This is a genomic window from Lentzea sp. NPDC006480, from assembly GCF_040611995.1.
Taxonomy (GTDB): Bacteria; Actinomycetota; Actinomycetes; order Mycobacteriales; family Pseudonocardiaceae; genus Lentzea.
Genome location: NZ_JBEXPJ010000001.1, coordinates 39,394 through 63,841 on the forward strand (window position 1 = coordinate 39,394; position 24,448 = coordinate 63,841).

Genomic DNA, 24,448 nt, shown 5'->3' on the forward strand with positions numbered 1-24,448 from the left:
TCATCAGCTGAGCGTCACCGCCGTGTCGTCCACGACGAACGACGTCTGCAGCGAGGCGTCCTCAACGCCGTTGAACTTCAGCGTCACGGTCTGACCCGCGAACGAGGACAGGTCGAACGTCTTCAGCACGTAGCCGGCCGCGGCGTTCGTGTTGGAGAACGTGCCGAGCGTGGTGCTCCCGGCCGTGACCGTCAGCTTGTCGTAGACGGTGCTGCCGGTCTCACCGGTGTCGATGTGCAGGTAGAAGGTGAACGACGCCTTGCAGCCGGCGGGGATCGTCACCGACTGGGACAGCGAGTCGGTGTGCGACGAGCCGTAGCCGTTCAGCCACGACGCCCAGGTGCCGCCGTGCGCGGGCTCCTGCGTGCCGTGCTGGCCGATGACGCCGGAGGTCGCCGTCCAGGAACCGCTGCCCGACTCGAAGCCGGGGTTGGCGAGCTTCTGGCCGGAGCAGTTGCCGCCGCCCGTGCCGACGGTCCAGCTGAACGAGGCGGTGCCGCTCTTGTTCGCGCTGTCCGTCGCGGTCACCGTCACGTTCGAGGTGGCCGCGGTGGTCGGCGTGCCGGAAATGGTGCCGTTGCTGGAGTTGATGGACAGCCCGGCGGGTAGTCCGGTGGCGGACCAGGTGTACGGCGCGGTGCCGCCGCTCGCCGACAGCGGCAGGCTCACCGCGGTGCCGACGGTGCTGGACTGGTTGCCGGGGTTGCTGACGGTGACCGTGCCGGTCGGGTTGCACGTCGGGTCAGCGGACTGCGCGGGCACGCTGACCGCGTCCCAGGCGGCCTTGACCGTGTTGAACTCCGCGCAGCTGCCGGGGTAGAGGTTCTTGGCCGCGGTCAGCGTCCACGTGCGGTACTTGAGGTAGGAGCTGCCGGAGGTCTTGAGCAGCATGGCGTTGTAGAAGATCTTGAGCGCCTTCTCGGTGCCCAGGCCGGTGATCGACGTGTTGTTGCACGTGGTGCTCGTCGGCTGGCCGTTGGTCGGGTTCGTGCCCTGCGCGAGCAGGTAGAACCAGTGGTTGCCGGGCCCGGCGGCCGCGTGGACCTCGGTGTTCGGGATCGAGCTGCTGTAGCAGTTCGCGTGGTTCTTCGCCGAGGGGTTGTACATGTTGCGGATCGGGCCGCTGCCGACCAGGTTGATCGTCTCGCCGACGAGGAAGTCGGGCGTGTCGTAGGGCGACGGCTCGTTGGCGAACCACTCGGTGGACGCGCCGAAGACGTCCGCGACGAACTCCTGCGTGCCCGCACCGGAAATACCACCCGGCGTGTGGTCGTCGATGCCGTGGCCGAGCTCGTGCGCGACGACGTCGAGCGAACCGATCCACTGCCCGGCGGTGTTCTTGCCGATCTGGACCTGGCTGCCGTCGTAGTAGGCGTTCTGGTCGTTCAGGCCGACGCGCATCGGCCAGCCGCCGCCGTTGCCGTCGAAGCCGTTGCGGCCCAGCCACTGCGTGAGCATCTTCGACTCGGTCTGCGCCGCGAACAGGATGTCGACGCACCCGGTCTCGCGGTTCGTCGCCGTGCCGTTGCCCCAGGTGTCGCTGGACTTGGTGAACGTCGTGTTGTTCGCCGCGTCCTGGCAGCTGACGTTGGTGAGGTTCGGGTCCTTCATCGAGAAGGTCGAACCGGACTGCGTGGTGGCGAGGGGCACGGAGGGCCCGTTCCACCCGCTGTTGCCGGTGCCGTGCAGCACCCGCTCCTGCGTGTGCAGCACCTTGTTGTTCGCCGCGTCCACGATCACGTCGAGCTTGCTCGGGCCCTCGGAGTCCCGGCCGACGACCGAGACCTTCCAAGCGAGCTTCGGCGTGCCGTCGAGTGCGAAGACGACCTGTTCGGCCGGGTTCACGCTGTCCACAGTGGACATCGCGGTCCTGGCGGTGGCCTCGGCCTGGGCCTTGGTCACGGACGCCTTGGCGTCGGCGATGTCGATCGTCGAGCTCTGGCCGACCGACGTGTGCAGAACCTGCCCGGTGGAGTTGGTGACGACGACGAAGTCACCACCCACCACCTGCATCCCCTTGTAGGTCCGCTCGTAGGGGACGTACTTGAGGCCGTTCGTGGACGAGATGGTGTTGTGCCGGATGAACGCGTCGTTCTGGCTCACGTGCAGCTGGGCGGGCCGGCTGTCGACGAGGCTTGCGGCCGCGTCCACCGCCATGGCCTCAGCGGTCTGGCCCGGCTGAGGCTGCGGGGTCGCGTGCGCGCCCGTCTGGGTGAGCACGGCAGCGACCAGTGACCCGGCCGCGGCCAGCACGAAAGTGCGTCTCGCTTGCATTGTTCTCCTCGTTGCAGGGCGAACAGACCGGCTCGTTGGTTGCAGGGGAGCCGGACGGTTCGTCGAGGTGAATGTGATGGCGGAGCACGAGAAGGATCGTTCGCCGCACGATCGTTAACAAGTACTAACTTATTCACACTCACGAATTCGTGGGCATTTGTAGGACTTGCTGCCCTTGTCGGCACAGATGTTCGTTTTGCCCCGGCTTGTGCCGCATGTCGGTCATTGGTGTCCGGTGAGCGAACAGCGCGCCGAAAGTGCAGGTGCCGAACTGTCCTTCTGCCACGGGTCAGATCCCGGCGCCGTCGATAGCGTTCAGTTTGTTCGACGCCAAACCTGGGAGTCCGGTTGCACACCGCTGGGGCCATTGACTTGTCGCAGCCGGGCCGCCCCGAAATGAGGAGGAAACCCATGACCGTTCGAGCCGGGCTCAAGAGGGCCGGCGTGGTCGCGGCGAGTGTGGCGCTCGGCGTGGTCGCGCTGACCGCTCCGGCATCCGCCGACACCACGGCCGGCGAGCAGAAGCTGATCGAGTGCCTCGACATCGGCCTGACCAGTCGTAGCGGCAACACGATCCACGGCTACGGCAGCATCAAGAGCATCTGCAGCGGCACCGCCACGATCTCCATCCAGTGGAGCCGCTGGTTCGGCTGGGAGAACGTCAGGTCCGAAACCGTGAGCGGTTCCGGCCACGACCACCACATCTACTGGAACTGCAGTGGCAGTGGCACCCACGACTTCCGCACGATCATCGCGGGCACGATCGCGGGCAACTACCAGTCGAAGATCTCGAACGTGATCGCGAACCAGAGCTGCTGACGCAGTTGTGCGAAGCGGGTGGCGCGCGGGTTCACCGCCGCCACCCGCTTCGGTGTTTCTCAGTGTTCCGGCAGATATCCCGCCTTGATGGCAATGGCCACGGCATGTGCCCGGTCCCGTGCGCCCAGCTTGCTCAACACATTTGAGACGTGGTACTTGACCGTCCGCACGGCGATCACGAGTTCGTTCGCGATCTGGTGATTGGATCGGCCGGCCGCGACCAGCGCGAGCACCTGCTGTTCCCGGCCGCTCAGCAGACCAGGCTCGACCTTCGAGCGCTTCCTGGTGAACAACCGGAGCAACTGCCCGCCCAGCGTGGCGCCGACCCACCGACGCCCGCCGTTCACCTCCTGAATCGCGCGCAGCACGCCGTCGAACGACTCGTTCTTCGAGGCGATGGCTCCGACCCCGTGCTCCGCCGCCGACAGCAGGACGTCGTCGTCCGGAGTGTCCGCGACCAGAAGCACCGTGCGGGCCAGCAGTTCCCGTGTCGCCGGTGACTGGTCCAGTGCGAAATCGGCGATCGACGCATCGGTGAGGACGACATCCGGCCGCAGCGGTTCGCACACCACTTCGACCGACGGCATGCTCGCGAGCAGAGATCGGAACCCGGACCGCAATATCTCTCCGCGAATGCTCAGCGCGACCTTTATGGGCCTGGGCTCCGCGGAATGTGCGCATCTTTCGTCAGGCAAACTGACCCCCAGTGAAATTGCCCTGACACCCTGCGCTTCAAGCTAACGTCCGGTGATTGTTCAAGCTCGGTGCACGACCGTTGATCAACCAAGACCTGATCAATCGACCTGGGACAACGCCGGTGAACGGATCGGGGTCGAACTGGCGGCGTTCCGGTCAGGGGCGCTCGACCACGAGCGAGCGCCCCTGCGGGCCGTCGGTCAATGCCCGGTGGCGGGGCTGAGGAACGTGCCACCGCTGGCGTCGATGACGGTGCCGGTGATCCAGCGGGCGTCGTCGGACGCGAGGAAGGCGACCACGTCGGCGATGTCGGACGGCCGGCCGACCCGGCCGAGTGCGGTGATGGCACTGATCCCCGCCCTGATCTCGGGGTGGTCGCGCAGGTAGGCGGTGCCGTCGGTGTCGGTCGCGCCGGGGGCGACCGAGTTCACCGTGATGCCGCGTGGTCCCAGCTGAACGGCCAGGGTCTTGCTCAGCACGTCGACCGCCCCCTTGGTCATGGCGTAGGCGACCTGTTGCGGCGCCGCCACCCGTGGCGCGCAGGAGGAGATGTTGATGATCCGCCCGCCGTCGCGCAGCAGCGGCAGGGCGCGCTGGAGGATGAAGAACGGGGCGGCGACGTTGACGGCGAACAGGTCGTCGAACTGTTCGGTCGTGGTCTGCTCGATCGTGCCACCGCGGCCGCCGCCTCCCGCGTTGTTGACGAGGATGTCCAGCGGCCCGCCGGTCAGCTCGGCGAACAGCGCGTCCACGCCATCGGGCGTGCCCAGCCGCGCGCGGACCGCGAAGGCCTCGCCACCTGCCGCCTTGATCTCGGCCACTGTCTGCGCCGCGGCGGTCTCGTTGCCGCCGTAGTGCACCGCGACCACAGCTCCGTCACCGGCCAGTCGCATCGCGATGGCTCGCCCGATGCCCCGGGACGCGCCGGTCACCAGCGCCGTTCTTCCGCACAGCTTCGACATGATCGTGCTCTCTTCCGCGGTTCTCAGTAGTCGGCGAGGGTGAGGGCGTTGGCGGCCTGGTTGAGCGGCTTGAGGATCGGCCGCAGCGCCAGGTCCTTCCAGGGCAGGCGGTTGACGAGCCGCATCATGGTGGTCTGCATCAGGATCTGCCGTTTGCTGCCGGCCACCATCTGCTTCGCGTTGCTCTCGCCGAGCGTGAGGTTCACGTCGACGTACCCGCGCATCTCCTCCTGGTACCGGGCGAAGGCCACCCGGTGGTCACCGTGTGCGGCTTTCAGCTCGCCGGCCAGCACGTAGGCGCCGACCAGGGCGAGGCTGGTGCCCTGGCCGGACAGCGGCGACGGGCTGTGCGCGGCGTCGCCGACCAGCGCGACCCGGCCGTCCGACCACCGGTCCAGGTGGACCTGGCTGGCCGAGTCGAAGTAGAAGTCCGGGGACTGCGGCATGGCGGCCAGCAGGGCATCGGTCTCCCAGCCGGCGCCGGCGAAGGTCTCGGCGATCAGGCGCTGTTGTGCGGCGACGTCGTGACGGCCGGGCACCTCGGCCGGGGTGGGGAAGATGAACTGGGCCTTGGCGGTGGACCGCTGGGTGCTGTAGAGGTTCACGACCTTGCCCGGCGAGGCGTAGATCAGCTCCCAGTGGTCGAGCCCGAGGTGGTTGGGCACGGTGAACACGCAGGCGTGCATGCCCAACGGGCGCACGAACCTCGTCTCCTCCCCGAACACGTGGGCGCGCACGGTGGAGTGCAGGCCGTCGGCGCCGATCACCAGGTCGAACACGCGGGGAGCCGAGCGGGCGAAGGTGACCTCGACGCCGGCGTCGCTCTGGGCCACGCCGGTGACGGTGTCGCCGAACAGGTACTCCACCCCGTTCTTGGTCACCTCGTACAGGATGCGGGCCAGGTCACCGCGCAGCACCTCGTCATCACCCGGTGCGCGCAGGCCGATGAGGTCCGGGCCGAGAGTCGCGAGCGGCTTGCCGGCCGCGTTCACCCACGCTCCGCCGCGCATCCGCGTGCTGTGCCGGGTGATGGCGGGGGTGAGGCCCATCCGGTCGATGACCTTCATCGCGACACCGCGCAGGTCGACCTTGTAGCCGCCGTCCCCCAGCGACGGGGCCTGCTCCACGACGGTCGGGGTGAACCCGTACCGGCGCAGCCAGTACGCCAGCGCGGGGCCGGCGACGCCGGCGCCGGAGATGAGGACCGTCTTGTTCTGGAGCTTGTTCTGGGGCTGCTGTGTCATGCCGATAGCGTCGGCGGGCCCGCTCACCGACGGCACACCACGCGCACACCGTCACTCACCAGCCGTCATTCACCAGCCAGGGCGAGCGCCTCCTCCGCGGTCAGCTCACGGCCGCGGCGGTACAGCTCGCCGTACCGTTCAGCCCCCAGCAGGCCGGCAGCTTCCGCTGCCACCGCGGCGACGTCGTGGTCAGCGACCAGTTCGGCCCCGCGCAGCGATGCCGCGGCGCCGAGCAGTGTCGCGGCCCGGTCCGCGGCTCCGGTCAGCAGCGCGGCCCCGGCGAGGCCGTCCACGGCGCCCGCGGCCGCGGGCCGGTTCCCGCCGCGCAGGGCCATCTCGAGTGCGACGCGGTGATGGCGCGCCGCGTCCTGACCGGTGCCGGCCGCCCAGCCCAGTCCGGTGAGGACGCGCGCACGGATCCGCTGCGCGGTGATCGAGGCGTCCCCGCAGGCTGCCAGCGCGGCCTCGTACGACCTGTGGGCCTCGGGCAGGTCACCGGACCACCGCGCGAGATCGGCCAGGCCGCGCAGCGCATCCGCGCGCAGGTCCGGTGCGCCGACCGCACGAGCGAACTCCCGGGCGCGTTCGTACCCGGCTCGCGCGACCGCGAAGTCGCCGTCCTGGGCCACGATGTCCGCACGGCGGGTGAGCAGGTCCGCGGTGTCCTCCGTGCGCCCCAGTTGCTCGATGAAGGTGATGGCCTCGTCCATCAGTTCCGCCGCGCGCGCCCGTTTCCCAGCCCAGTCGGCGATTCCGGCGAGCTTGTCCAGCGCGTTGGCCGTTCCCCAGCGGTCGCCGGCGGACCGGAAACCGTCCAGCGCGGCGGTGAGTTCCGCCTCGGCGGCCGGAATCCGCCCGCCGTGCAACAAGAGCAGGCCGTCGCCCATCCGCAGGAACGCCCGTGACCAGGAATCGGCATCGAAGAGCCGGTGTTGCCGCGCGGGTTCGACGTCAATTCTGCGTCCTGCCATGGCCAGCAGGAACACGACGTGCGGTCGCCGCAGCGGCCGATCAGAGGCGGCGATCGCGGCCGCGGCGCGATCCAGGTGCTCGCCCAGGTCCGCACCGGTCGCGGCGGCGGCCACCACGCAGAGCGCGTACTCCTCCGCCGCCGGTTCTCCGGAGTCCGGCGCGGTCAGCAACTGGGCGGCCAGCGGCGCCGCCTCGCCGCGCAGGCCGTGCAGCCACCAGAACCAGGACAGGGCGGCGACCAGCCGGAACGCCAGCGCCGGAGCGGCGTCGACCGCCCAGCGCAACGCGGCGTGCAGGTTGTTGCGCTCCGCGGCCAGCCGGGCCAGCCAGTCGAGCTGGTCCGGCCCGCGCAACCGTTCGTCAGCGGTCTCGGCCAGCGCGGTGAAGCACTCCGCGTGCGCCCGCAGGAAATCGTCGCGTTCTCCCGCGTCGGCCAGCCGCCGCGCGCAGAACTGGCGCACCGTCTCCAGCATCCGGTACCGGCCGTCGTGGGCCTCCACCAGCGACTTGTCCACCAGGCCCGCCAGCGCGTCCGGCACGTCGTCCAGGTCGCAGACCTGTTCGGTGTCCGTCAGGGTGGCGCCGCCCGCGAACACGGTCAGCCGGCGGGCCAGCGCCTGCTCGTCCGGATCCAGCAGCTCCCAGCTCCACTCGACCACGGCCGACAGCGTCTGATGCCGGGGAGCCGCGGTGCGCGCGCCCCGCGACAGCAGCCGGAACCGGTCGGTCAGCCGCGCGTCGATCTCCTCGAGGGTGAACGAGCGCAACCGGGCCGCCGCCAGCTCGATGGCCAGCGGCAGGCCGTCGAGCGCGGCGCAGATCCGCGCCACCGGTCCGATCGTGGCCGCGTCCACGGTGAACCCGAGCCGCACGGCCGCGGCCCGGTCGGCGAACAGCCGTACCGCCGGGCACGCCAGCGCCTCGGCCGGCCCGGCGTCCGGCACGGGCACGGCCAGCTGCCCGACTCCGAACACGACCTCGCCGGTGATGCCCAGTGCCTCCCGGCTGGTCGCCAGGACCCGCAGGGCGGGACAGGCCGCCAGCAGCCGGTCCACCAACTCCGCCGCGCCCGCGATCACGTGCTCGCAGTTGTCCAGGATCACCAGCAGCGGCCGGTCCGCCAACGCCGCGACCAGCCTGTTCTCCACCCCCGTGCCCGGCTCGGGCAGACCGAGCGCCGCGGCCACCGCCGGGGCCACCTGCGCCGGCACGGTGAGCGGGGACAGGTCGACGAAGCACACCTCCCCGGACATCCGGGCGCCGGCCTCCACCCCGAGCCTCGTCTTGCCGGTGCCGCCGGGACCGGTCAACGTGACCAGCCGCGACCGGGCCACCAGGGGACCCAGCCGGTCGAGCTCGTCCCGCCGGCCCACGAAGCTGGTGAGCTGAGCCGGTGTCCGCCGCACTCCCGGGACGGCGGCCGGGTCCGCACGCAGGATGGACAGGTGCGCCTCGGCCAGTTCAGCCGACGGGTCCACCCCCAGCTCCTCGGACAGCATCCGCCGGGCGTCGTCGAACACCGCCAACGCCTCGGCTTGCCGCCCACCGGCGTACAGCGCACGCATCAGCAACGCCCGTGCGCGCTCCCGCAACGGATGCTCCCGCACCAGTTCCGACAGCTCCGCCGCCACCGCGTGATGCTCGCCCAGCGCCAACGCGGCCTCGGCCCGGTCCTCCACCCCCGCCAGCCGCTCCTCCGCCAGCCGGGCGGACACCACCTCGGCGAACGGCGCGTCCAGCACGTCCGCCAGCGCCGGCCCCCGCCACAGGCTCAACGCCTCACCCAGCAGCGCCGCGGCACGTGCCGGGTCCCCGGCGGCCAACGCCTCCCGTCCCTGACCGGTGAGCCGGGCGAACCGGTGTGCGTCGACCGAGTCCGGACTCACCGCGAGCCGATAGCCGGCCGGGCCGAACTCGACCAGCGCACCTCCGCGCAGGCCACGCCGGAGGCGGGAGATCTGGGACTGCAACGCGTGTGTCGCGTCAGCGGGCGGATCCGCGCCGTACAAACCCTCGACGAGCCGTCCCACGCTCACCGTCCGGCCGGCGTCCATCAGCAACATCGCCAGCAACGACCGCACCTGTGGACCGCCGACCGCCACCGGGCCACCGTCAGGCAGCCGGGCCTCCACCGGGCCCAGCACCCCGAACCGCATCAACGTCCACCTCAGGTCCGCACGAAGAAAGCATGCCTGCCAACAGATCCGCCGGAGCCGGCGTCGTGGTCGGCTCCCGCACCGATCGACCTGCTGTTTCACGCAGGATATGGCGAACTCGGTGGATCGTGGACGCGTTGGGTCAGTGCAGCCAACCAGAACAACTGATCAGCCATCACGAGCGCGCCCCGATCGGCCGGACCGCTTCTCCCACAACGACCTGAGATCACCAGGGCGGCGGAGATGATCAGCGACAAGGGGCGTTTGGTGGTTGAGCACCGGATCTCACTCGATCGGACAGGTGAAAACGTTCCGGCTCGACCCGCGGGACTTCCGGCACGTGGTCAGCGTGCTGTTCGTCCACGGTGGACCGGCCGGGGTAGGCTCGGGTGGCCGTCAGGTCAGCCCCTGCCCCGGTTCGCATCGGTTGCAGTGACGGCTCAGGGTCGTCGATCGGCCTGTCCACTCGCTTTGTCATCTCCGGGTCTGCGTGCACCAGGTCGCGGCTCCGCGGCGATCTGAAGGAAGAAGGCGGAGTCAGCATGGCAGCCGCCACGTCGGAGGGCACGTACCTGCTGGCCGGTGCTCTCGAGCGTTATGTGTTGAAGGTCGCCGAGGTTCTGAACGTGCCGCGGGACGGCGTCAGCTTCGAGGTCACCGACACCGCCACGGCCTACATCGCGCTCGGATGCCGCACGGTCGCTCATCCGGATCGCGATGTCATGCTCGTCTGGAGCGCGACGCAGGGGTGGGCGGTGTCGATCGAGACCGATCCGGCCGAGCCGCTGATCGTGCTCGCCCGCCTGTCGGGCGACATCGTGCAGGCGCCGGAGGCGGTGGCGGGTCTCGTCACCGAATCCATGACGTGTCTTGGTGCCCGGCGGCCGTCAGCGGCGGGTGGTCAGCTCATGGGGTGGTCTGACCTCGCCGAGTGCATGGACCGTTACGCGCCCTGAGACCGCGCCGCCCTCGCCCGCGGACCGCGGCAAATGGCGGATCTTGGATTCCCAAGAATAAGAGCCACATTTGGGTCGATCATGCCGGAAACGCTGTAGGGTTGATTCTGTCGAGAGCATCTCGCACCTGAGCGTTCAAGCTCACGTCGCACTCGGCGAAACCTGAACCGGTCCTTTTCGGGCCGGAGACGGGAGTCCCGGCATGACGTCGGCTCCTCACCAATCCATCACCTCACCGGCTGTCACAGCCGACGAGCAGCCTCGGTATTCGCTGCGATTGCGGTTGCGGCCGAAGGCGCTCACCACGGGGTGTGTCGACGGTGCCTGGTGGCCGCGTTCCCGAGACCTCGCCGCCGAACTGCCCGCGCTGCTCGCGGTGCTGGCGGTTCGGCTGGGTGAGATCCCGCGGGTGAGCTACAACCTGACGGAGTGGGACAGCGCACCGCGTCAGATCGCCGTGGCCGGCGTCCGGGTGCGGCTCAACGGGTTCTGGTCGAGACCGCCGAGCACCGTGGACGTCGTCGCCGGAGACCGGCGCCGCCTGACGCTGCTCCTCGTTCCGCCGGACACCGAGCCGTCCGCCGCCCACCACTGCATGATGCGCGCCGCCCAGCGTGAGAACGCCGACACCGTCGAGGTGCTGCTGCACGGCGACTTGGCGGGAAAATCCACTGTGGACGGTGTGGTGGCCGGTAGCAACTGCATACCCGAACAGACGTTTCAAGGAGTTCGATGACGACATCCATTCACACATCCGCGTATGAGCGCAGGCTCCAGATGGTGGAGGACGTGCTGACCGACCGGCCCGAGCTCGACGACAAGGCCGCACGGGATCTCGCCGTGAGCGTGTTGCGCGCGCTGGACCACATCCCGGAGCGGGTGCGTTGAACTCGCGCCACTACGGCACTGGCGTGGCAAAACCGACGTGGGGCACCCGGCTGCTCCGCGTCGGTTGTGCGTTCACCTACCGGGCCGAGGTGCCCACCCCCGCGGTGTTCCTCGTGCGGCCGCTGTGGAACGCGGACATCCGGTTGAGTCAGGAACACCTGGACGTGAAGCCGGACGTCCCCATGCGGCACCACCTCGACCTGTACGGCAATCGGAACACCAGGGTCGTGCTGCCCGCTGGTCTGTCCACAATGCGCTACAGCGCGTGGGTGGACGTGCCGGACAGGACGGAGGACGTGGACGAGACCGTGCCGGAGACGCTTCCCGACGGCCTTCCGGACGATGTGCTGGTGTACACCTTGCCCAGCCGCTACTGCGTGTCCGACGTGCTTGGGGACGAGGCGTGGTCGCGGTTCGGCGCCCATCCGCCCGGCTACGGCCGAGTGCGGGAGATCTGCCGCCACGTCCACGAAACGCTGAGCTTCGGCTACGGCACCTCCACCGCGTTGTCCACCGCGGCCGATGTCAACGCGGCCGGTTTCGGCGTGTGCAGGGATTTCACGCACCTGGCGATCTCGTTGTGCCGTGCGCTCAACATCCCCGCCCGATACGTCTTCGGCTATCTACCGGATCTGGACGTGCCATCCGACGACGCGCCGATGGACTTCGCGGCGTGGATGGAAGTCTGGCTGGGCGACCGCTGGTGGACCTTCGATCCTCGCAACAACGAACCCCGCAAGGGCCGTGTCGTCATCGGGCGGGGTCGTGACGCGGCCGACGTCGCCATGGTCACCACGTTCGGCGGCCCGCTGCTGGAGTCGATGGTCGTGCAGGCGGAGGAGGATCTGGCCCCGTCGTGGCGCTGAGAGCGCGTTGTGTCGGGGGCGGAGTATGATGAGCTCACCGAGGGTACGTCGTGCAACAGCGCTCAAGCTGATGCCGCCTTGGGCGCATCAGGAAGCCCGGCCGGGTTCGGCTGGAGGCGGGAGCGCCGAGATGACCTCGGAGCAGCTCTGCACCACCGCGTCGTTCACCACTGCGTCTTTCACCGCTTCGCGAGGGGAAAGACTGACGCGGAATCCCTATTTCGCCGGGAGCTGGCGCCCGTTGTCGACCGATCCGCCCATCCTCGTGCCGGTGCTCGGATCTCCGGCCAGGCGCACGCGCTGACAATCCTGTTCTCTCGTTCCAGCACTGATCATCGGAGTATCCGCATGCCCGAGTCACGACCCGCCACCATCGACGTCGCCGACGCCGTCGACGTCGATACGAGTTGCGTGGTGTGTCCTCACCCGTGGCACGAGCACGACCCACTCGGCATGCGGTACTGCACCGCGACCACGGCTTCCGCGCTCACGCGAGGATGCATCTGCCCATGACCGTCGCGACGAACGTGTTGACCACGAATCGGCTGACGCTGCGCCTCTGGCGCGTCGAGGACGCACCGGCCGCACTGGAGGTCTACGGCCATGCCGAGGTCACCCGCTGGCTCAGCCCCGAGATGGACCAGGTCCCGGACGAAGCGGCCATGAGGTTGCTGCTGCAGCAGTGGATCGCGGAAAGTGCCCGTCTTCCGGCCCCGGCCGGCCGTTGGGCGATCGAGCGCAACGCCGACGGCCGGTTGATCGGCGGCGCCGTCCTGCTTCCGCTGCCGCCCGGCCAGGAGGACCTGGAGATCGGCTGGCAGCTGCGTCCTGATGCGTGGGGCAACGGTTACGCCACCGAAGCGACCCACGCGCTCGCCGCGTGGGCGTTCGGCCATGACGTGTACGAGGTGTTCGCCGTCGTCCGGCCGGGCAACACACGCGCCGCGTCCACCGTGCGGAACAACGGCATGCACTGGGTCGGTGAGACCAGGAAGTACTTCGACCTCGACCTGCAGGTGTTCCGCCTTCGCGTGGCGGATCTCGACGCGGCCGCACCCGCGTCGGCCGGACCACCAGGCCGCGACTGACAGGCGCGGCGGCAGATCACGGCGCCTGTCACTGGGGACAGAGGTCGTCCTGTCGCGACCGTCCGGTCGCCGGTTGCACATAGTCCATTGTGGACGTACTTGTTCTTGGACAAACCCAGAAAGTGAAGAAGGCCGAAACCCATGCACGATGATTCAGTTTCACAGCAAGATGCGCTCGTCAGGGCGCACGGGACGAGCGAGTTCGAGGGGGACGGGCTGTTCAGTCACTCGGATACCGATCACGCCGATGCGACGTCCGGTTCCTCACCCGCGGACGAGCAGCGCTCGTACACGGACCTGTTCCGCGAACCGGCGGACGGACCGAAGAACACCACGAGCGCGCCTGACACAGACGGGGCACAAGCCGAGAAGAACGTGTGAGCGCCCGGTAGCCGGGTACTCCGCGCCTGACGAGCTCAGTTCGACGGGCTCGTCTGTGATCGGTTCCGCTGGTCAGGTCAGGTCCGTGCGTGCGTTGAGCAACCAGCTCGGGCACGGGCCGGATCCAGCTTCCGGAGAAGGCAGTGCCGATGACCGCGTCGCAACCGCATCGAGACCACGTCGACCGCGACGAGCCCGAGTTGCACCGGCGCGGCGCTGAAAGTGCTCCCGAGGACGCAACAGGTCGCTGAAGGTGGCCGTGCCACTCGTTGGTCCGACACCGGCGCCACCTCTCCTTGCCGGTGGCCGAAGTCGCTAGCCGATCTCGGGCGCCAGTGGGATGGACCGCAACGACCGGTTGCTGCGCGGCTCGGTGCGGGTCTTGGCTTCGTCCACCTGACGGATCAGCTCGTCGCGGACTTCGTTGAGCGCCGAGGACAACCGCCGCTCCGACGAGGTGGCGACCAGGTGCAGGCGATGCGCGCTGCTGATCCAGCACTGCAGGATGACCCGCTGGCCGACGTCCTCGCGGTTCTTGAGGGTGATCTCCAGGTCCACCTGGTCGTCGCGGTACGACCGCAGGCGCGAGCCGAGCGCTGCCAGGCGCTCCACGACCCAGTCGCGTTCGGACGCGTGGAAACCGGTGGCGAGGTGCAGGCGCTGGGCGATCACAGAGGCGTCTGCCGGGACTGCGTTCATGCCTTACCGCACATGGTGCTCAACAAAATCTCCTCAGAAGGCCAAAGCGACCGCGGGTCCGGGCGGTTTTCCTCAGGGTAGCCCCGGCACGGTCGAGGTCAAACTTTTTCTGGCTCACTTTCGTGTCATCTGTTGGCTGGGCAAAATCCGCCGTAATTTCGATCGATCACGTCTCGGGAGGTGTGGTGTCGATTTTGCGAGAAACATCTCGTACCTGGGCGTTCAAGCTCACGTCGTACCCGGTCGGCGAGCAGGTCGGGGCGAAGCGGGCGGCGTTGGTCATTTCCCGTTGGAACATCCAGCCCATGTGGGCGTGCCAGAACCCTCTGACCAGCGCGTGGCCGACATGCCGAACAGTCAGGGGAGTGCGGGTCGCCTTGGTGGTCGGCGACCAGCCGAGGCACCGGCCCCACGCGAGCGGAATCGCGGCGACGAGCGCCGGATCGTCGGCACCCGCCGGCCACCCGTGGCTCGGTGGTGACGAACCCCCCGCTGTGACCGGCGCCGCGGCAGGGCGTGGGCCGGCCGCCGCAGTGGGCGAAATAGCGCCGAATTGTCGGTTGCCCGCTGTTCACGGCTGACCGGAGCCCAAAAACTCGTCATATTCTTCTGGCCGCCCAGAACTCGATCGTGTGTGCGGGTGCTGGGTGTAGCCTGGTGCCAGGAGCGATACCCCTGGAGGCGGGCGCTCGACTCTTCCGGAATGGCCTTGCGCTCCGCGGCGGACCATTTGCCCGGATATCACGCGGCTCGCGTGTTCCCCTGCGGTCGCCGCCATCGAGGAATCAGGACACACGTGGATCAGCTCAGCCTTGGAGTCATCGCACGGTCCCGCAAGGAGAACGAGCTGCGGCTTCCCCTCCACCCGCGGCACCTGACCCGGATCGACGCGGACCTTCGGGATCGCGTCTACCTCGAGCACGGCTACGGGGAGCGGTTCGGTGTCTCCGACGAACAACTCGCGTCGTCCGTCGCCGGGTTGCGCTCGCGCGAGGAGCTCATCGCGGAATGCGATGTCATCCTGCTGCCGAAGCCGCTCGCCGAGGACGTCGCGGAGCTGCGGGAAGGACAGGTGTTGTGGGGCTGGCCGCACTGCGTTCAGGACGAGAAGCTCACCCAGTTCGCCGTTGAGCGGCGGCTGACACTCATCGCCTTCGAGGCGATGAACCACTGGACCTCCGACGGCTCGTTCGGCCTGCACGTCTTCCACAAGAACAACGAGCTCGCCGGCTACTGCTCCGTGTTGCACGCTCTGCAGCTGATCGGCTCAACGGGCGACTACGGGCGGAGGCTGCGCGCCGTCGTGATCGGCTTCGGCGCAACCGCAAGAGGTGCCGTGACGGCTCTCAACGCACTCGGGGTGCACGAGGTCGACATCCTCACCAATCGCGGCGTCGCGGCCGTCAGCTCGCCGATCCACTCCGCGCGGATGGTCCACTTCGACCACGACGGCGCCGATCCGCGGCGCGGCCACGCCTTCACCGCCGACGGCCGCGTGCCGCTGGCGGGATTCCTCGCCGAACACGACGTCATCGTCAACTGCGTGCTGCAGGACACCGACGCGCCGCTGACGTTCCTCGCCAACGACGATCTGTCCACTTTGGCCTCGGGAACACTGGTCATCGACGTCTCCTGCGACACGGGCATGGGCTTCGAATGGGCGCGGCCCACCTCGTTCGCACAGCCGGACTTCCTGGTGGGCGACCACGTGCGCTACTACGGTGTGGACCACAGCCCGTCCTACCTGTGGAACTCCGCGACCTGGGAGATCAGCGAAGCGCTGCTCCCGCACCTGCGGGATGTCCTCACCGGAGCCTGGGACACCAGCGAGATCATCCGCCGAGCCATCGAAATCCGCGAAGGAACGATCCTGAACCCTCGCATCCTCTCGTTCCAGCACCGATCACCGGAGTACCCGCACCCGCGCGTTGCCTGAGACAAGCCATCACCCGCAAAACACGAGACTCCACAGAGGACTGGCAAGCCATGCCCGACACTTCGGCAACCGCGGCGGTCATCGCCCAGCACCTGCACCTCGCCACCGGATTCCTCGCCTCCGAGCGCGGCTGGGTCTCGGAATGCCTGGCCGAACTCGGTTCGCGGTTGAGCTCATTCCGCAACGACCAGATCGAACTGGAAATCAGCCTGAAGGACCGTCAGGGCGTCGAGCCACGAGTCACCCTGGAATGCTGGATCGACCACCGCCCTCGCCTGCACTTCGTCGTCACGTCCTCGGAGCGCGATCTGCCAGCGGCACTGGGCGAGGTCCGCGACGAGCTGATTCGGCGGCTCGACGAGGCGAGCACGCGCACCGATCCACGCGACAACCGAGGCCTGAAGCTGGTGCCCAGCCTGCCCGAACACGACTAGTTCGAGGCACTCAGCCTGGACCCACAACGGGGGGCCAGGTGCGAAGCCCCCGGCGTGGGGGTCTGCGGGCTCGGCCCCAGAAAACACAACACCCGAGATCCGGTCCGCGCTTTCCGCAGACAGATCTCGGGCGTCTCGTGGTGCCCCCGGCAGGATTCGAACCTGCGCACCCGCCTCCGGAGGGCGGTGCTCTATCCCCTGAGCTACGGGGGCCGTAGCTACGTGGAAGATCCTAGCGCATCGGCGCGACCCGGTTTGACACCTACCCCCGCGAACCGGGCGGGCGTGGGGTCCGTCACGTTCGGCGCCGAAGGGAATACGGCCCGATTGCACTCATGCGCATGTCGCTATATGTTGCTGGCATGGGTCACGGACACGGGCATGGAACGGCGTCCGGCGGCGGTCAGCACGCCGGCAAGCTGTGGGTCGCGTTCGGCATCGGCGCGGTGTTCATGGTGGTCGAGTTCGTCGTGGGGTTCGCGACCTCGTCCCTGGCGCTCATCTCGGACGCCGCGCACATGCTCACGGACGTGCTGGGCGTCGGTATGGCGCTGGCCGCGATCCTCGTGGCCGCCAGGGCCAAGGCCGGCCGGAACCGGACGTTCGGGTTCTACCGGGCCGAGGTGCTGGCGGCGCTCGCCAACGCGGTGCTGCTGTTCGGTGTGGCCGGGTACGTGATCTACGAGGCCGTCGGCAGGTTCCAGGAGCCGCCGCAGGTGCCGGGCTGGCCGGTGCTCATCGCGGCGACGCTCGGCCTCGTGGCCAACCTCGTCAGCTTCAGCGTCCTCAAGGAGGGCGCGAAGGACAGCATCAACGTCAAGGGCGCGTACCTCGAGGTGCTGGCGGACCTCGTCGGGTCGGTGGGCGTGCTGATCTCGGCGCTGATCACCATCACGACCGGGTGGAAGTACGCGGACCCGATCATGGGTGTGCTGATCGGTGTGTGGGTGCTGCCGCGGACGTACGGGCTGGCCAAGAACGCGCTGCACATCCTGTTCCAGCACGCGCCCGAGCGGCTCGACGTCACGGAGATGCAGACGGCTCTGGCGCAGATTCCCGGTGTCGCGGAGGCGCACGACCTGCACGTGTGGACGCTCACCAGTGGCATGGAGGTGGCCAGTGCTCACCTCGCGACCACGAAGGAGGCGGACCACGAGGGGGTGCTCAAGGCGGCGCAGGCATTGCTGGCGACCAAGTACCACATCGAGCACGCCACCTTGCAGGTCGAGGGCGGCTCGTCAGCGCAGCGGTGCCGGCAGCTTTCGTGGTGAGGCGGGCAGGTCGCGCATCTCGTCCTTAGTGGACGGCGCGCCGGTGCGTGACGGAACGGGCGTTCGCGGTTGTGGCACGGCCACCCAGACGCGGCCTCGTTCGAACGGCACCACAACAGCCTCCCCGGTCACCGCTGATGAATTGCCAAGATCCCATCGGAGTATGTCTGAAAGGGATAGATCCTTTCAGGTGATTGGCGAAGTCCGCGCGCAGTGACGGAACGCTGCCTTTCCGGCTCAAACGAGATCGGCTAGGCGGTACAGACCAGCGCACTTTCGTTCCTTCGGCCCCCGTGTGTGAGGCAGAGGGACGGCCCTGGAAACGGAACGGAATCGGCGTTGTCGTGGCAGGACGAGCGTCGCCTACTTACCGTCACCGCCATGGACGCCGCAAAACAGCCCCGCACCACCGGGGAGACCGTGGACACCTGGGAGATGGTGGTGATCCACAGGTGGTTCAAGCGCGAGTTCGCCGAGATGCCCGCCCTGGTCAGGGGTGTTGCTGACCAGGATCGTGAGCGGGCGCGGTACGTCGCCGGGTTCGTCGAGATGATGGCCGGCCTGTTGCACCACCATCACGTCGGCGAGGACGAGATGCTCTGGCCCAAGTTGCTCGAACGCGTGGGCGGCATGGACACCGAGCTCGTGCAGCGCATGGAACAGCAGCACGAGGTCGTGGGCGAAGCGCTGGAACGGGCCGGCCGGTTGCTGCCGAAGTGGCGGCGGAACGCCGACGCGGCCACCCGCGACGAGCTCGCCGCGGTCCTCGAAGGCATGTCCGGACCGTTGACCGAGCACCTGACCGAGGAGGAGAACCACGTCCTCCCGCTGGTCTCGGTCCACATCACGCAGGCCGAGTGGGACGCCCTCGGCCGCAACGGAGCGAGCAGCATGCCCAAGGGCGCCAAGGGTTTCGACACCATCGGGATGATCCTCCAGGACGCCACGCCGCAGGAGCGCGAAGGGTTCCTCAAGATCCTGCCCGCTCCGGTCCGGCTGCTCTACCAGCTCGTCGGCGCCGGCGTCCACCGGCGGGAGAAAGCGCGCCGAGCATGAGAAAGGCCGCGTCCCAGAACGGAACGCGGCCTCGCCTCACCTACCGCCTACAGGCCGGTGCACTGCCCGGCCTTCGGGCCCTTCACATCGTTCGCGAAGCCGTTGTTCGTGGGCTCCGGGTTGTTGCTGGTGCAGGACAACGGACCACCGACGGTCGAGAACGCGACCACCGACCTGGTCTTGTTCGACGTCAGCGACACCGGGCCGCCGACCGAGGTGTTCTCGATTGCCACCTCGGTAGCGGAACCGTTGACCGACACCGGACCGCCCACCTTGGTGCCCACGAGCACCACGGAAGCCGCGTCCGAGGCCGAGATCGGGCCCTTGATCTCGCCGCCGAAGACGTACAGCGTGGCGCCCTTCTGCACGGTCACCGGACCGTTGATCGTGGCACCGTCCACATAGGTCACGCCCTTGACCGTCAGGCCGCCGTTGACCGTGCCGGTCACCGTGGTCGTGGGCTTGGGCAGCGGCTTCGACATCAGCTCGAACTCCGCCAGCGCGACGTCCTCCGAGAACTCCAGCTTGTAGAAGTTGTAGCGACCCGGCGACGCGATCTTGAACGACCGGGTGTACTGCTGCCACTGGAAGTTCTCGCCGGCACGCTTGTCGACCGTCGCCCAGGTCTTGCCGTCGTAGGAGGCCTTGAGCTCCCACGACGAGGGCGACTTGCCGGTCTTCGCGTTGGTCAGCGTGTAGAACGACGCGCTCTCCTTCGCGTCGGCCGGCTTGAAGTCGAACGAGCGCACCACCGCGGAGGTCGCGGAGTTGTTGTCCACCAACGCCGCAGTGGAAACTCCGGTGGAAACGTCGCGCAGTGGCGTCGGAACCGCGTCACCGGTGGTGATCGAGTCCGGTGCGTCGTTGGCGCCCGTGCCCCACGCGGAAGGCGTCGGGCCCATGTCGAAGTCGATCGTCGCACCGGCCGCGAGCAGGTCGTGCGGCAGCGAGGTCTTCGTCCACGCCTTGCCGTTGACCTTCACGCCCTGCACGTAGATGTTCTTCGCGCTGTTCTTCGGCGCGTTGATGACGAGCTTCTTGCCGTTCTCCAGGGAAACCGTCGCCTTGGTGAACAGCGGCGAACCGATCGCGTAGGCCGGCTTGCCCATCTGCAGCGGGTAGAAGCCGAGCGAGGAGAACAGGAACCAGGCCGACATCTCGCCGTTGTCCTCGTCACCCGCGTAGCCCTGGCCCTGCTCCGAGCCGACGTAGAGGCGCGACAGGATCTCCCGCACCTTCTCCTGCGTGCCGGACGGCTTGCCCGCGTAGTTGTACATGTACGCGATGTGGTGCGACGGCTGGTTGGAGTGGCCGTACTGGCCCATCCGCACGTCCCGCGCCTCGACCATCTCGTGGATCACGCCGCCGTAGCCACCGGGGAACTTGGTGGTCTCGGGGATGGAGAAGAACGAGTCGAGCTTCTGGGCGAGCTTGTCCCGCCCGCCGTACAGGTTCGCGAGACCCTGCCCGTCGTGCGGCACCGTGAACGCCATGTTCCAGCCGTTCGTCTCGGTGTAGTCGTAGCGCCATTCCTGCGGGTTGTACTTCGCCGGGTCCTCGACCCGCCACGAACCGTCGACGTTGCGGTTCTGGAAGAAGCCGATCCGCTGGTCGAACGTCAGCACGTAGTTCTGGGCGCGGTTGAGGAAGTACTCGTACTCCTCGGCGTACCGCTTCTCGCCCGTCTTCTCGTGCAGCGCCTTCGCCATCGACGCGATGCCGAAGTCGTTGACGTAACCCTCGATCGCCCACGACCAGGCCTCGGAGTCCATCTGGTCGTTGCCGGTGTAGCCGAGGAAGATCGAGCGGTCCATGCCCTTGCGGCCGACGTTGTTGCTCGGCGGCACGACGGACGCGTTCTTGATCGCGGCCTCGTAGGCGGCCTTGATGTCGAAGTTCGACACGCCCTTGAGGTACGCGTCCGCGAACGCCACGTCGGAGCTCGTACCGGTCATCAGGTCCGCGTAACCCGGGGACGACCAGCGCGAGATCCAGCCACCGTCCTTGTACTGCTGGACGAAGCCGTCGGCCATCTCACCGGCCTGCGACGGCGTGAACAACGAGTACGCGGGCCACGTCGTGCGGTAGGTGTCCCAGAAGCCGTTGTTGACGTAGATCTTGCCGTCGACGATCTTCGCACCGGTGCGGGTCGGCGTGTTCTGACCGGTCGCGGGCGCCACCGGCGAGGCGTACTGGATCTTGTCGCCGACCTTCTCGTAGCCCGAGTTCGGGTACAGGTAGAGCCGGTACATGTTGGAGTACAGCGTGATCAGCTGCTCCTCCGACGCACCCTCCACGGACAGGATGCCGAGCACCTTGTCCCATGCGGCCTGCGCACGGTCGCGCACCGCGTCGAACGAGTCGGAAGCGGAGATCTCCTGGCCGAGGTTCGCCTGAGCCTGGTCCACCGAGATCAACGACGTCGCGATCTTGAGCTGGACCGTCTTGTCCGCGAACGAGAAGTAGCCGCCCACGTTGTCACGACCGGCGCCGGTCAAACGACCGCTCGCCGTCACGGCCTTGTCGACCTTGCCGTAGACGAACAGTCGCGTGGCGCCAGTGGACAGGCCGCTCTTGACGTCCGTGTAACCCGTCACGACACCGGAAGCGGCGTCGAGGGTCAGGCCGCCGAGGTTGTTCACGTTGTCGAAGACCAGGTTCTTCTCACCGGTGTCGGCGAACGTGAACCGGAACATCGCCGCGTGGTCCGTCGGCGCGATCTCGGCCTTCATGCCGTTCTCGAAGGTCACGCCGTAGTAGTGCGCCTTCGCGACCTCGTTGTTGTGGCTGAACGCCAGCGAGCGCGCCGCGCGGTCCTGCGTCGGTGCCTTGTCCGACGGCATGACCTGGAACGTCTGGCGGTCACCCATCCACGGGCTGGGCTCGTGGGACGCGGTGAACGCCTGCAGCGTCGGCAGGTTCTGCGCGTTGTTGCGCTGCTGGTACTCGTACAGCCAGCTCTGCGAACCCGCGTTGGTCATCGGGGTCCAGAAGTTGAAGCCGTGCGGCACCGCGGTCGCCGGGAAGTTGTTGCCCCGGGAGAAAGAGCCGTTCGAGTTCGTGCCGCGCGTGGTCAGCACGTAGTCGGAAGGCCTGGCGTACTGCTTCTTCACGACGTCGCCGATGCGGATGTCGTCGTACCAGGCACCGAACTCCGTCGGGCCCTTCGGACCGTCGTAGGCGACCAGGATCCGCTTGATCGTCTTGCCCGCGGCGACCGCGCCGATCGTGGAGGCGACCTTGTTCCACTGGTTGGCGTACAGGAACTTGCCCGCGCCCTGGCCCTGCGGCGACAGCACGGCGCCGTGCTGGTCCACCGCCTTGAGGTCGCTCAGGTACGTGCCGTCGGAGAACGCGAGGTCCACCGCGGAGTACGTGCTCGGGTAGTTCAGGTTGTCGTTCACCCAGTCCGGGAAGATCATGTACGACAGCTCGGTCTGCGGCTCGACCTTGACGTCGACGTCGAAGACCTTGTTGTAGCTGTAGGCGCGGCCCTCGGTCGTGTGCTTGCCCTGGGCGCGGAACGCCTTCTGCCCGGTCCAGCCGACCTTCGACTTGGACGTGTAGCCGCCCGTGGGTCCGCTGCCGACGAGACTGCGCATGTTCGGGGCGACCGGGGTCGTCGAACCGTCGGAGAGCTCGATCTCGGAGACCTGCACGATGTCGGTACCGTGGTTCGCCGTGATGTCGACCTTGTAGTGCTGGAACGAGGCCGGCGAGGCGATGTCGTAGGCCTTGGTCTGGAAGCGCTCGGAGAAGCTCTCACCCGTGCGCGTGTCGAGGACGGTCCAGTCGGTGCCGTTGTTCGAGCCCTGGAGCGTCCAGTCCTTCGGGTCGCGCTCCGGCTCGTCGTTGGCCGACGAGATCGTGTACTTCTTGATCGTCCGAGGCTCGGCACCGAAGTCGAACGTCACCCAGCCGGTGGTGGCGAAGACCAGCCACTTGGTGTTGACGTTGAGGTCGTTGATCTTGTCGACGCCCTCGCCGGAGCTGTCGTTCTCGCCGTTGGCCTTCACCGCGGCCTTGTCGGCGACGTTGCCGGGGGTGCCCGTGCCGCTGGAGCCGATCACGCCCGCCGACTTCGGCTGCCCCGCCGCGTCGGTCTCGACCGTGCTGACCCAGGACGGTTGCGGTTGACCGTCCTCAAAGGACGACGAAAAGCCCACGCCTTGCTCCTCTGGTGCGGCGGCCGCGTAGCCGTTGGTGACGCCGCACGCCAGTGTCGCAGTGATCGCAACGCTCAACAGAGTTGTTGTTCGTCTCTTGCGCAGGTGCCTCATTGCAACCCTTCCGCCGCCTGCCCCATTTGGGAGGGAGCGTTTCTGCACGTGACATCGTTGTCAAGGGACCGGACGGGAATTGTCTCCGAAACTGTCCTCTCAACAGTTGCGCGCAGGGACCACCGTTCAAGATCTAGACTCGGCCGGTGACCGACCGCAAGCCGCCAGAGGTGGGTACACCAGCGGGCATGCGCGTGCTCAACCAGCGCGCGGTGCTGGACCGGTTGCGCCGTCTGGGTGCCGCCACCAGGCCGCAGATCGCGAAGGACACCGGCCTGTCCAAACCGACCGTCGGCCAGGCGCTGGTCGATCTCGAACGCCACGGGCTGGTCCGCCCCATCGGTCGCACCACAGCTGGTCCTGGTCGCTCTGCCGTCGTCTACGAGCCGAATCCGCTCGCGGGGTACGTGCTGGGCGTCGACATCGGGCGGGAGCGGATCAGAGCCGCTGTGGCCGATCTGGGCGGGTCCGTGGTGGCGCGCGTGGACGAGCGCAACCGCAGCCGGTCGGCGTCTTCTTTGGTGCGCACGGTGACGGAGCTGGCGTCGCGGACGGTGGCCGATGCGGGGATCGCGCTGTCGGACGTCGTGGTGAAGGTGATCGGCAGTCCCGGCGTGATCGATCAACGCTCGCGGGTCGTGCGGCACGCGCCCAACCTGCCCGGCTGGGAGTCCGCCGGTGTGCTCGACGGGCTGGAGTCGTCGCTGGGGCCCGCTGTCGTCGTGGAGAACGATGCGAACCTCGCCGCGTTGGGCGAGCACGTCTACGGGGCGGCCAAGGATGTCCGCGTCTTCGTGTGCGTGACCGTCGGTACCGGTGTCGGCATGGGGATCTGCGTGGACGGTGCGCTGTTCCGCGGTGCGCACGGGGCGGCTGGCGAGGTCGGGTTCCTGCCGTTCGGGAAGTCCGCTTCGGACGTCCAACGTGGACAGTTCGAGGAGGCTGCCGCGGCCGGGGCGGTGGTGGAGCACGCTCGTGAACGCGGACTTGCCGCGCGTACGGCACTTGAGGTGTTCTCGTCGGCACGCTCGGGAGATGCGCAGGCTCTCGAAGTCGTGCGGGCGGAGGCGGAACGGCTGGCGTTCCTCGTCGCCGCCGTGACCGCCGTGATCGACCCGGAGCTGGTCGTGCTGGGTGGTGGCGTCGGGTCGAACGTCGACTTGCTGCTGCCGCCGATGGAAGCCGCGTTGCGCACGATGACGCCGCTGGCGCCCAGGATCGTCGCGGGCTCGCTGGGCGACGGCGCGGTGCTCTCCGGAGCCATCGCGATGGGCCTCGAAGCCGCCCGTGAATTGGTCTTCGAAGTTACTCTCTGAGAGTAGTCGAGCGACCCTCACCTGGTAGTTCACTCAATTGTCGTAACTGTTAACGGCGTTCTGTGGCTTAGCGTTACCGGAACCTCCACCTGGAGGGTGTTGTGTCCTTCCGTTGCAAGGGGAGTCGGTAGGGGGATGCGGGGGACGTAGCCCC

General features: G+C 68.1%; 19 protein-coding genes, 1 tRNA gene and 1 pseudogene. 12 read left to right on the forward strand and 9 right to left on the reverse strand.

The window, feature by feature from the left end; translation table 11 throughout:
• Positions 1-3 precede the first annotated feature (3 nt).
• The gene (locus ABZX92_RS00180) at positions 4-2,274 is read right to left on the reverse strand and encodes a M4 family metallopeptidase (RefSeq protein ID WP_355551562.1); all 2,271 of its coding nucleotides are present in this window, start codon (positions 2,272-2,274) and stop codon (positions 4-6) included.
• A gap of 411 nt (positions 2,275-2,685) precedes the next feature.
• Here ABZX92_RS00180 and ABZX92_RS00185 point away from each other — a divergent pair, with 411 nt between their 5' ends.
• A complete protein-coding gene (locus tag ABZX92_RS00185) occupies positions 2,686-3,093 on the forward strand; it encodes a hypothetical protein (RefSeq protein ID WP_355551565.1) in 408 nt (135 codons plus the stop codon).
• Between the two features lie 59 nt (positions 3,094-3,152).
• On the opposite strand, the gene ABZX92_RS00190 is transcribed toward ABZX92_RS00185, so the two are convergent.
• The 4 genes from ABZX92_RS00190 to ABZX92_RS00205 form a co-directional block, all read right to left on the reverse strand.
• The gene (locus ABZX92_RS00190) at positions 3,153-3,680 is read right to left on the reverse strand and encodes a response regulator transcription factor (RefSeq protein ID WP_355551568.1); all 528 of its coding nucleotides are present in this window, start codon (positions 3,678-3,680) and stop codon (positions 3,153-3,155) included.
• Positions 3,681-3,989: 309 nt separating this feature from the next.
• Complete coding sequence (locus ABZX92_RS00195; RefSeq protein WP_355551571.1) at positions 3,990-4,751, reverse strand: SDR family oxidoreductase; 762 nt, start codon at positions 4,749-4,751, stop codon at positions 3,990-3,992.
• Positions 4,752-4,774: 23 nt separating this feature from the next.
• Entirely contained in the window at positions 4,775-5,995 is a 1,221-nt protein-coding gene (locus tag ABZX92_RS00200; protein ID WP_355551574.1) for an FAD-dependent monooxygenase, read from the reverse strand.
• Positions 5,996-6,060: 65 nt separating this feature from the next.
• Entirely contained in the window at positions 6,061-9,123 is a 3,063-nt protein-coding gene (locus tag ABZX92_RS00205; protein WP_355551577.1) for a BTAD domain-containing putative transcriptional regulator, read from the reverse strand.
• Positions 9,124-9,665: 542 nt separating this feature from the next.
• On the opposite strand from ABZX92_RS00205, the gene ABZX92_RS00210 reads away from it, so the two are divergent.
• From ABZX92_RS00210 to ABZX92_RS00235, 6 genes are all read left to right on the forward strand, one after another.
• Complete coding sequence (locus ABZX92_RS00210; RefSeq protein WP_355551580.1) at positions 9,666-10,079, forward strand: DUF6292 family protein; 414 nt, start codon at positions 9,666-9,668, stop codon at positions 10,077-10,079.
• A gap of 202 nt (positions 10,080-10,281) precedes the next feature.
• Positions 10,282-10,815, forward strand: coding sequence for a DUF5994 family protein (locus ABZX92_RS00215; RefSeq protein WP_355551582.1), 534 nt, complete (start codon positions 10,282-10,284; stop codon positions 10,813-10,815).
• Positions 10,812-10,967 (forward strand): DUF6307 family protein, encoded by a 156-nt coding sequence (locus ABZX92_RS00220; RefSeq protein WP_355551585.1) that lies wholly within the window; start codon positions 10,812-10,814, stop codon positions 10,965-10,967. The genes ABZX92_RS00215 and ABZX92_RS00220 overlap by 4 nt, the downstream gene beginning before the upstream one ends.
• Positions 10,968-10,990: 23 nt before the next feature.
• Positions 10,991-11,833, forward strand: a complete 843-nt coding sequence (locus tag ABZX92_RS00225) for a transglutaminase family protein (protein WP_355551588.1) — start codon at positions 10,991-10,993, stop codon at positions 11,831-11,833.
• A gap of 348 nt (positions 11,834-12,181) precedes the next feature.
• On the forward strand, positions 12,182-12,346 hold the full coding sequence (locus ABZX92_RS00230) for an RGCVC family protein (RefSeq protein ID WP_355551591.1): 165 nt from the start codon (positions 12,182-12,184) through the stop codon (positions 12,344-12,346).
• On the forward strand, positions 12,343-12,921 hold the full coding sequence (locus ABZX92_RS00235) for a GNAT family N-acetyltransferase (RefSeq protein ID WP_355551594.1): 579 nt from the start codon (positions 12,343-12,345) through the stop codon (positions 12,919-12,921). Before ABZX92_RS00230 ends, ABZX92_RS00235 begins: the two co-directional genes overlap by 4 nt.
• A gap of 696 nt (positions 12,922-13,617) precedes the next feature.
• Here ABZX92_RS00235 and ABZX92_RS00240 read toward each other — a convergent pair.
• Entirely contained in the window at positions 13,618-14,001 is a 384-nt protein-coding gene (locus ABZX92_RS00240; protein ID WP_355551597.1) for an HPF/RaiA family ribosome-associated protein, read from the reverse strand.
• Between the two features lie 256 nt (positions 14,002-14,257).
• A pseudogene (locus tag ABZX92_RS00245) lies at positions 14,258-14,381 on the reverse strand (acyl-CoA desaturase); the annotation flags it as partial.
• A gap of 416 nt (positions 14,382-14,797) precedes the next feature.
• Here ABZX92_RS00245 and ABZX92_RS00250 point away from each other — a divergent pair.
• Positions 14,798-15,937: a N(5)-(carboxyethyl)ornithine synthase gene (locus ABZX92_RS00250; RefSeq protein ID WP_355551599.1), complete on the forward strand. Its 1,140-nt coding sequence runs from the start codon at positions 14,798-14,800 to the stop codon at positions 15,935-15,937.
• A 50-nt stretch (positions 15,938-15,987) separates the two neighbouring features.
• A complete protein-coding gene (locus ABZX92_RS00255) occupies positions 15,988-16,371 on the forward strand; it encodes an HPF/RaiA family ribosome-associated protein (protein WP_355551602.1) in 384 nt (127 codons plus the stop codon).
• A 138-nt stretch (positions 16,372-16,509) separates the two neighbouring features.
• Here ABZX92_RS00255 and ABZX92_RS00260 read toward each other — a convergent pair.
• Positions 16,510-16,584: transfer RNA gene (locus tag ABZX92_RS00260), tRNA-Arg, on the reverse strand.
• Between the two features lie 149 nt (positions 16,585-16,733).
• Between ABZX92_RS00260 and ABZX92_RS00265 the strand changes: the two genes are divergently transcribed.
• Both ABZX92_RS00265 and ABZX92_RS00270 read left to right on the forward strand, forming a co-directional pair.
• Positions 16,734-17,642, forward strand: a complete 909-nt coding sequence (locus ABZX92_RS00265; protein WP_355551605.1) for a cation diffusion facilitator family transporter — start codon at positions 16,734-16,736, stop codon at positions 17,640-17,642.
• Positions 17,643-18,023: 381 nt separating this feature from the next.
• Positions 18,024-18,698 (forward strand): hemerythrin domain-containing protein, encoded by a 675-nt coding sequence (locus ABZX92_RS00270; protein ID WP_355551607.1) that lies wholly within the window; start codon positions 18,024-18,026, stop codon positions 18,696-18,698.
• 47 nt (positions 18,699-18,745) lie between these two features.
• Here ABZX92_RS00270 and ABZX92_RS00275 read toward each other — a convergent pair whose 3' ends face one another.
• Positions 18,746-22,978, reverse strand: coding sequence for a GH92 family glycosyl hydrolase (locus ABZX92_RS00275; RefSeq protein WP_355551610.1), 4,233 nt, complete (start codon positions 22,976-22,978; stop codon positions 18,746-18,748).
• A 146-nt stretch (positions 22,979-23,124) separates the two neighbouring features.
• On the opposite strand from ABZX92_RS00275, the gene ABZX92_RS00280 reads away from it, so the two are divergent.
• Positions 23,125-24,294, forward strand: a complete 1,170-nt coding sequence (locus tag ABZX92_RS00280; RefSeq protein ID WP_355551613.1) for an ROK family protein — start codon at positions 23,125-23,127, stop codon at positions 24,292-24,294.
• Positions 24,295-24,448: the final 154 nt, after the last annotated feature.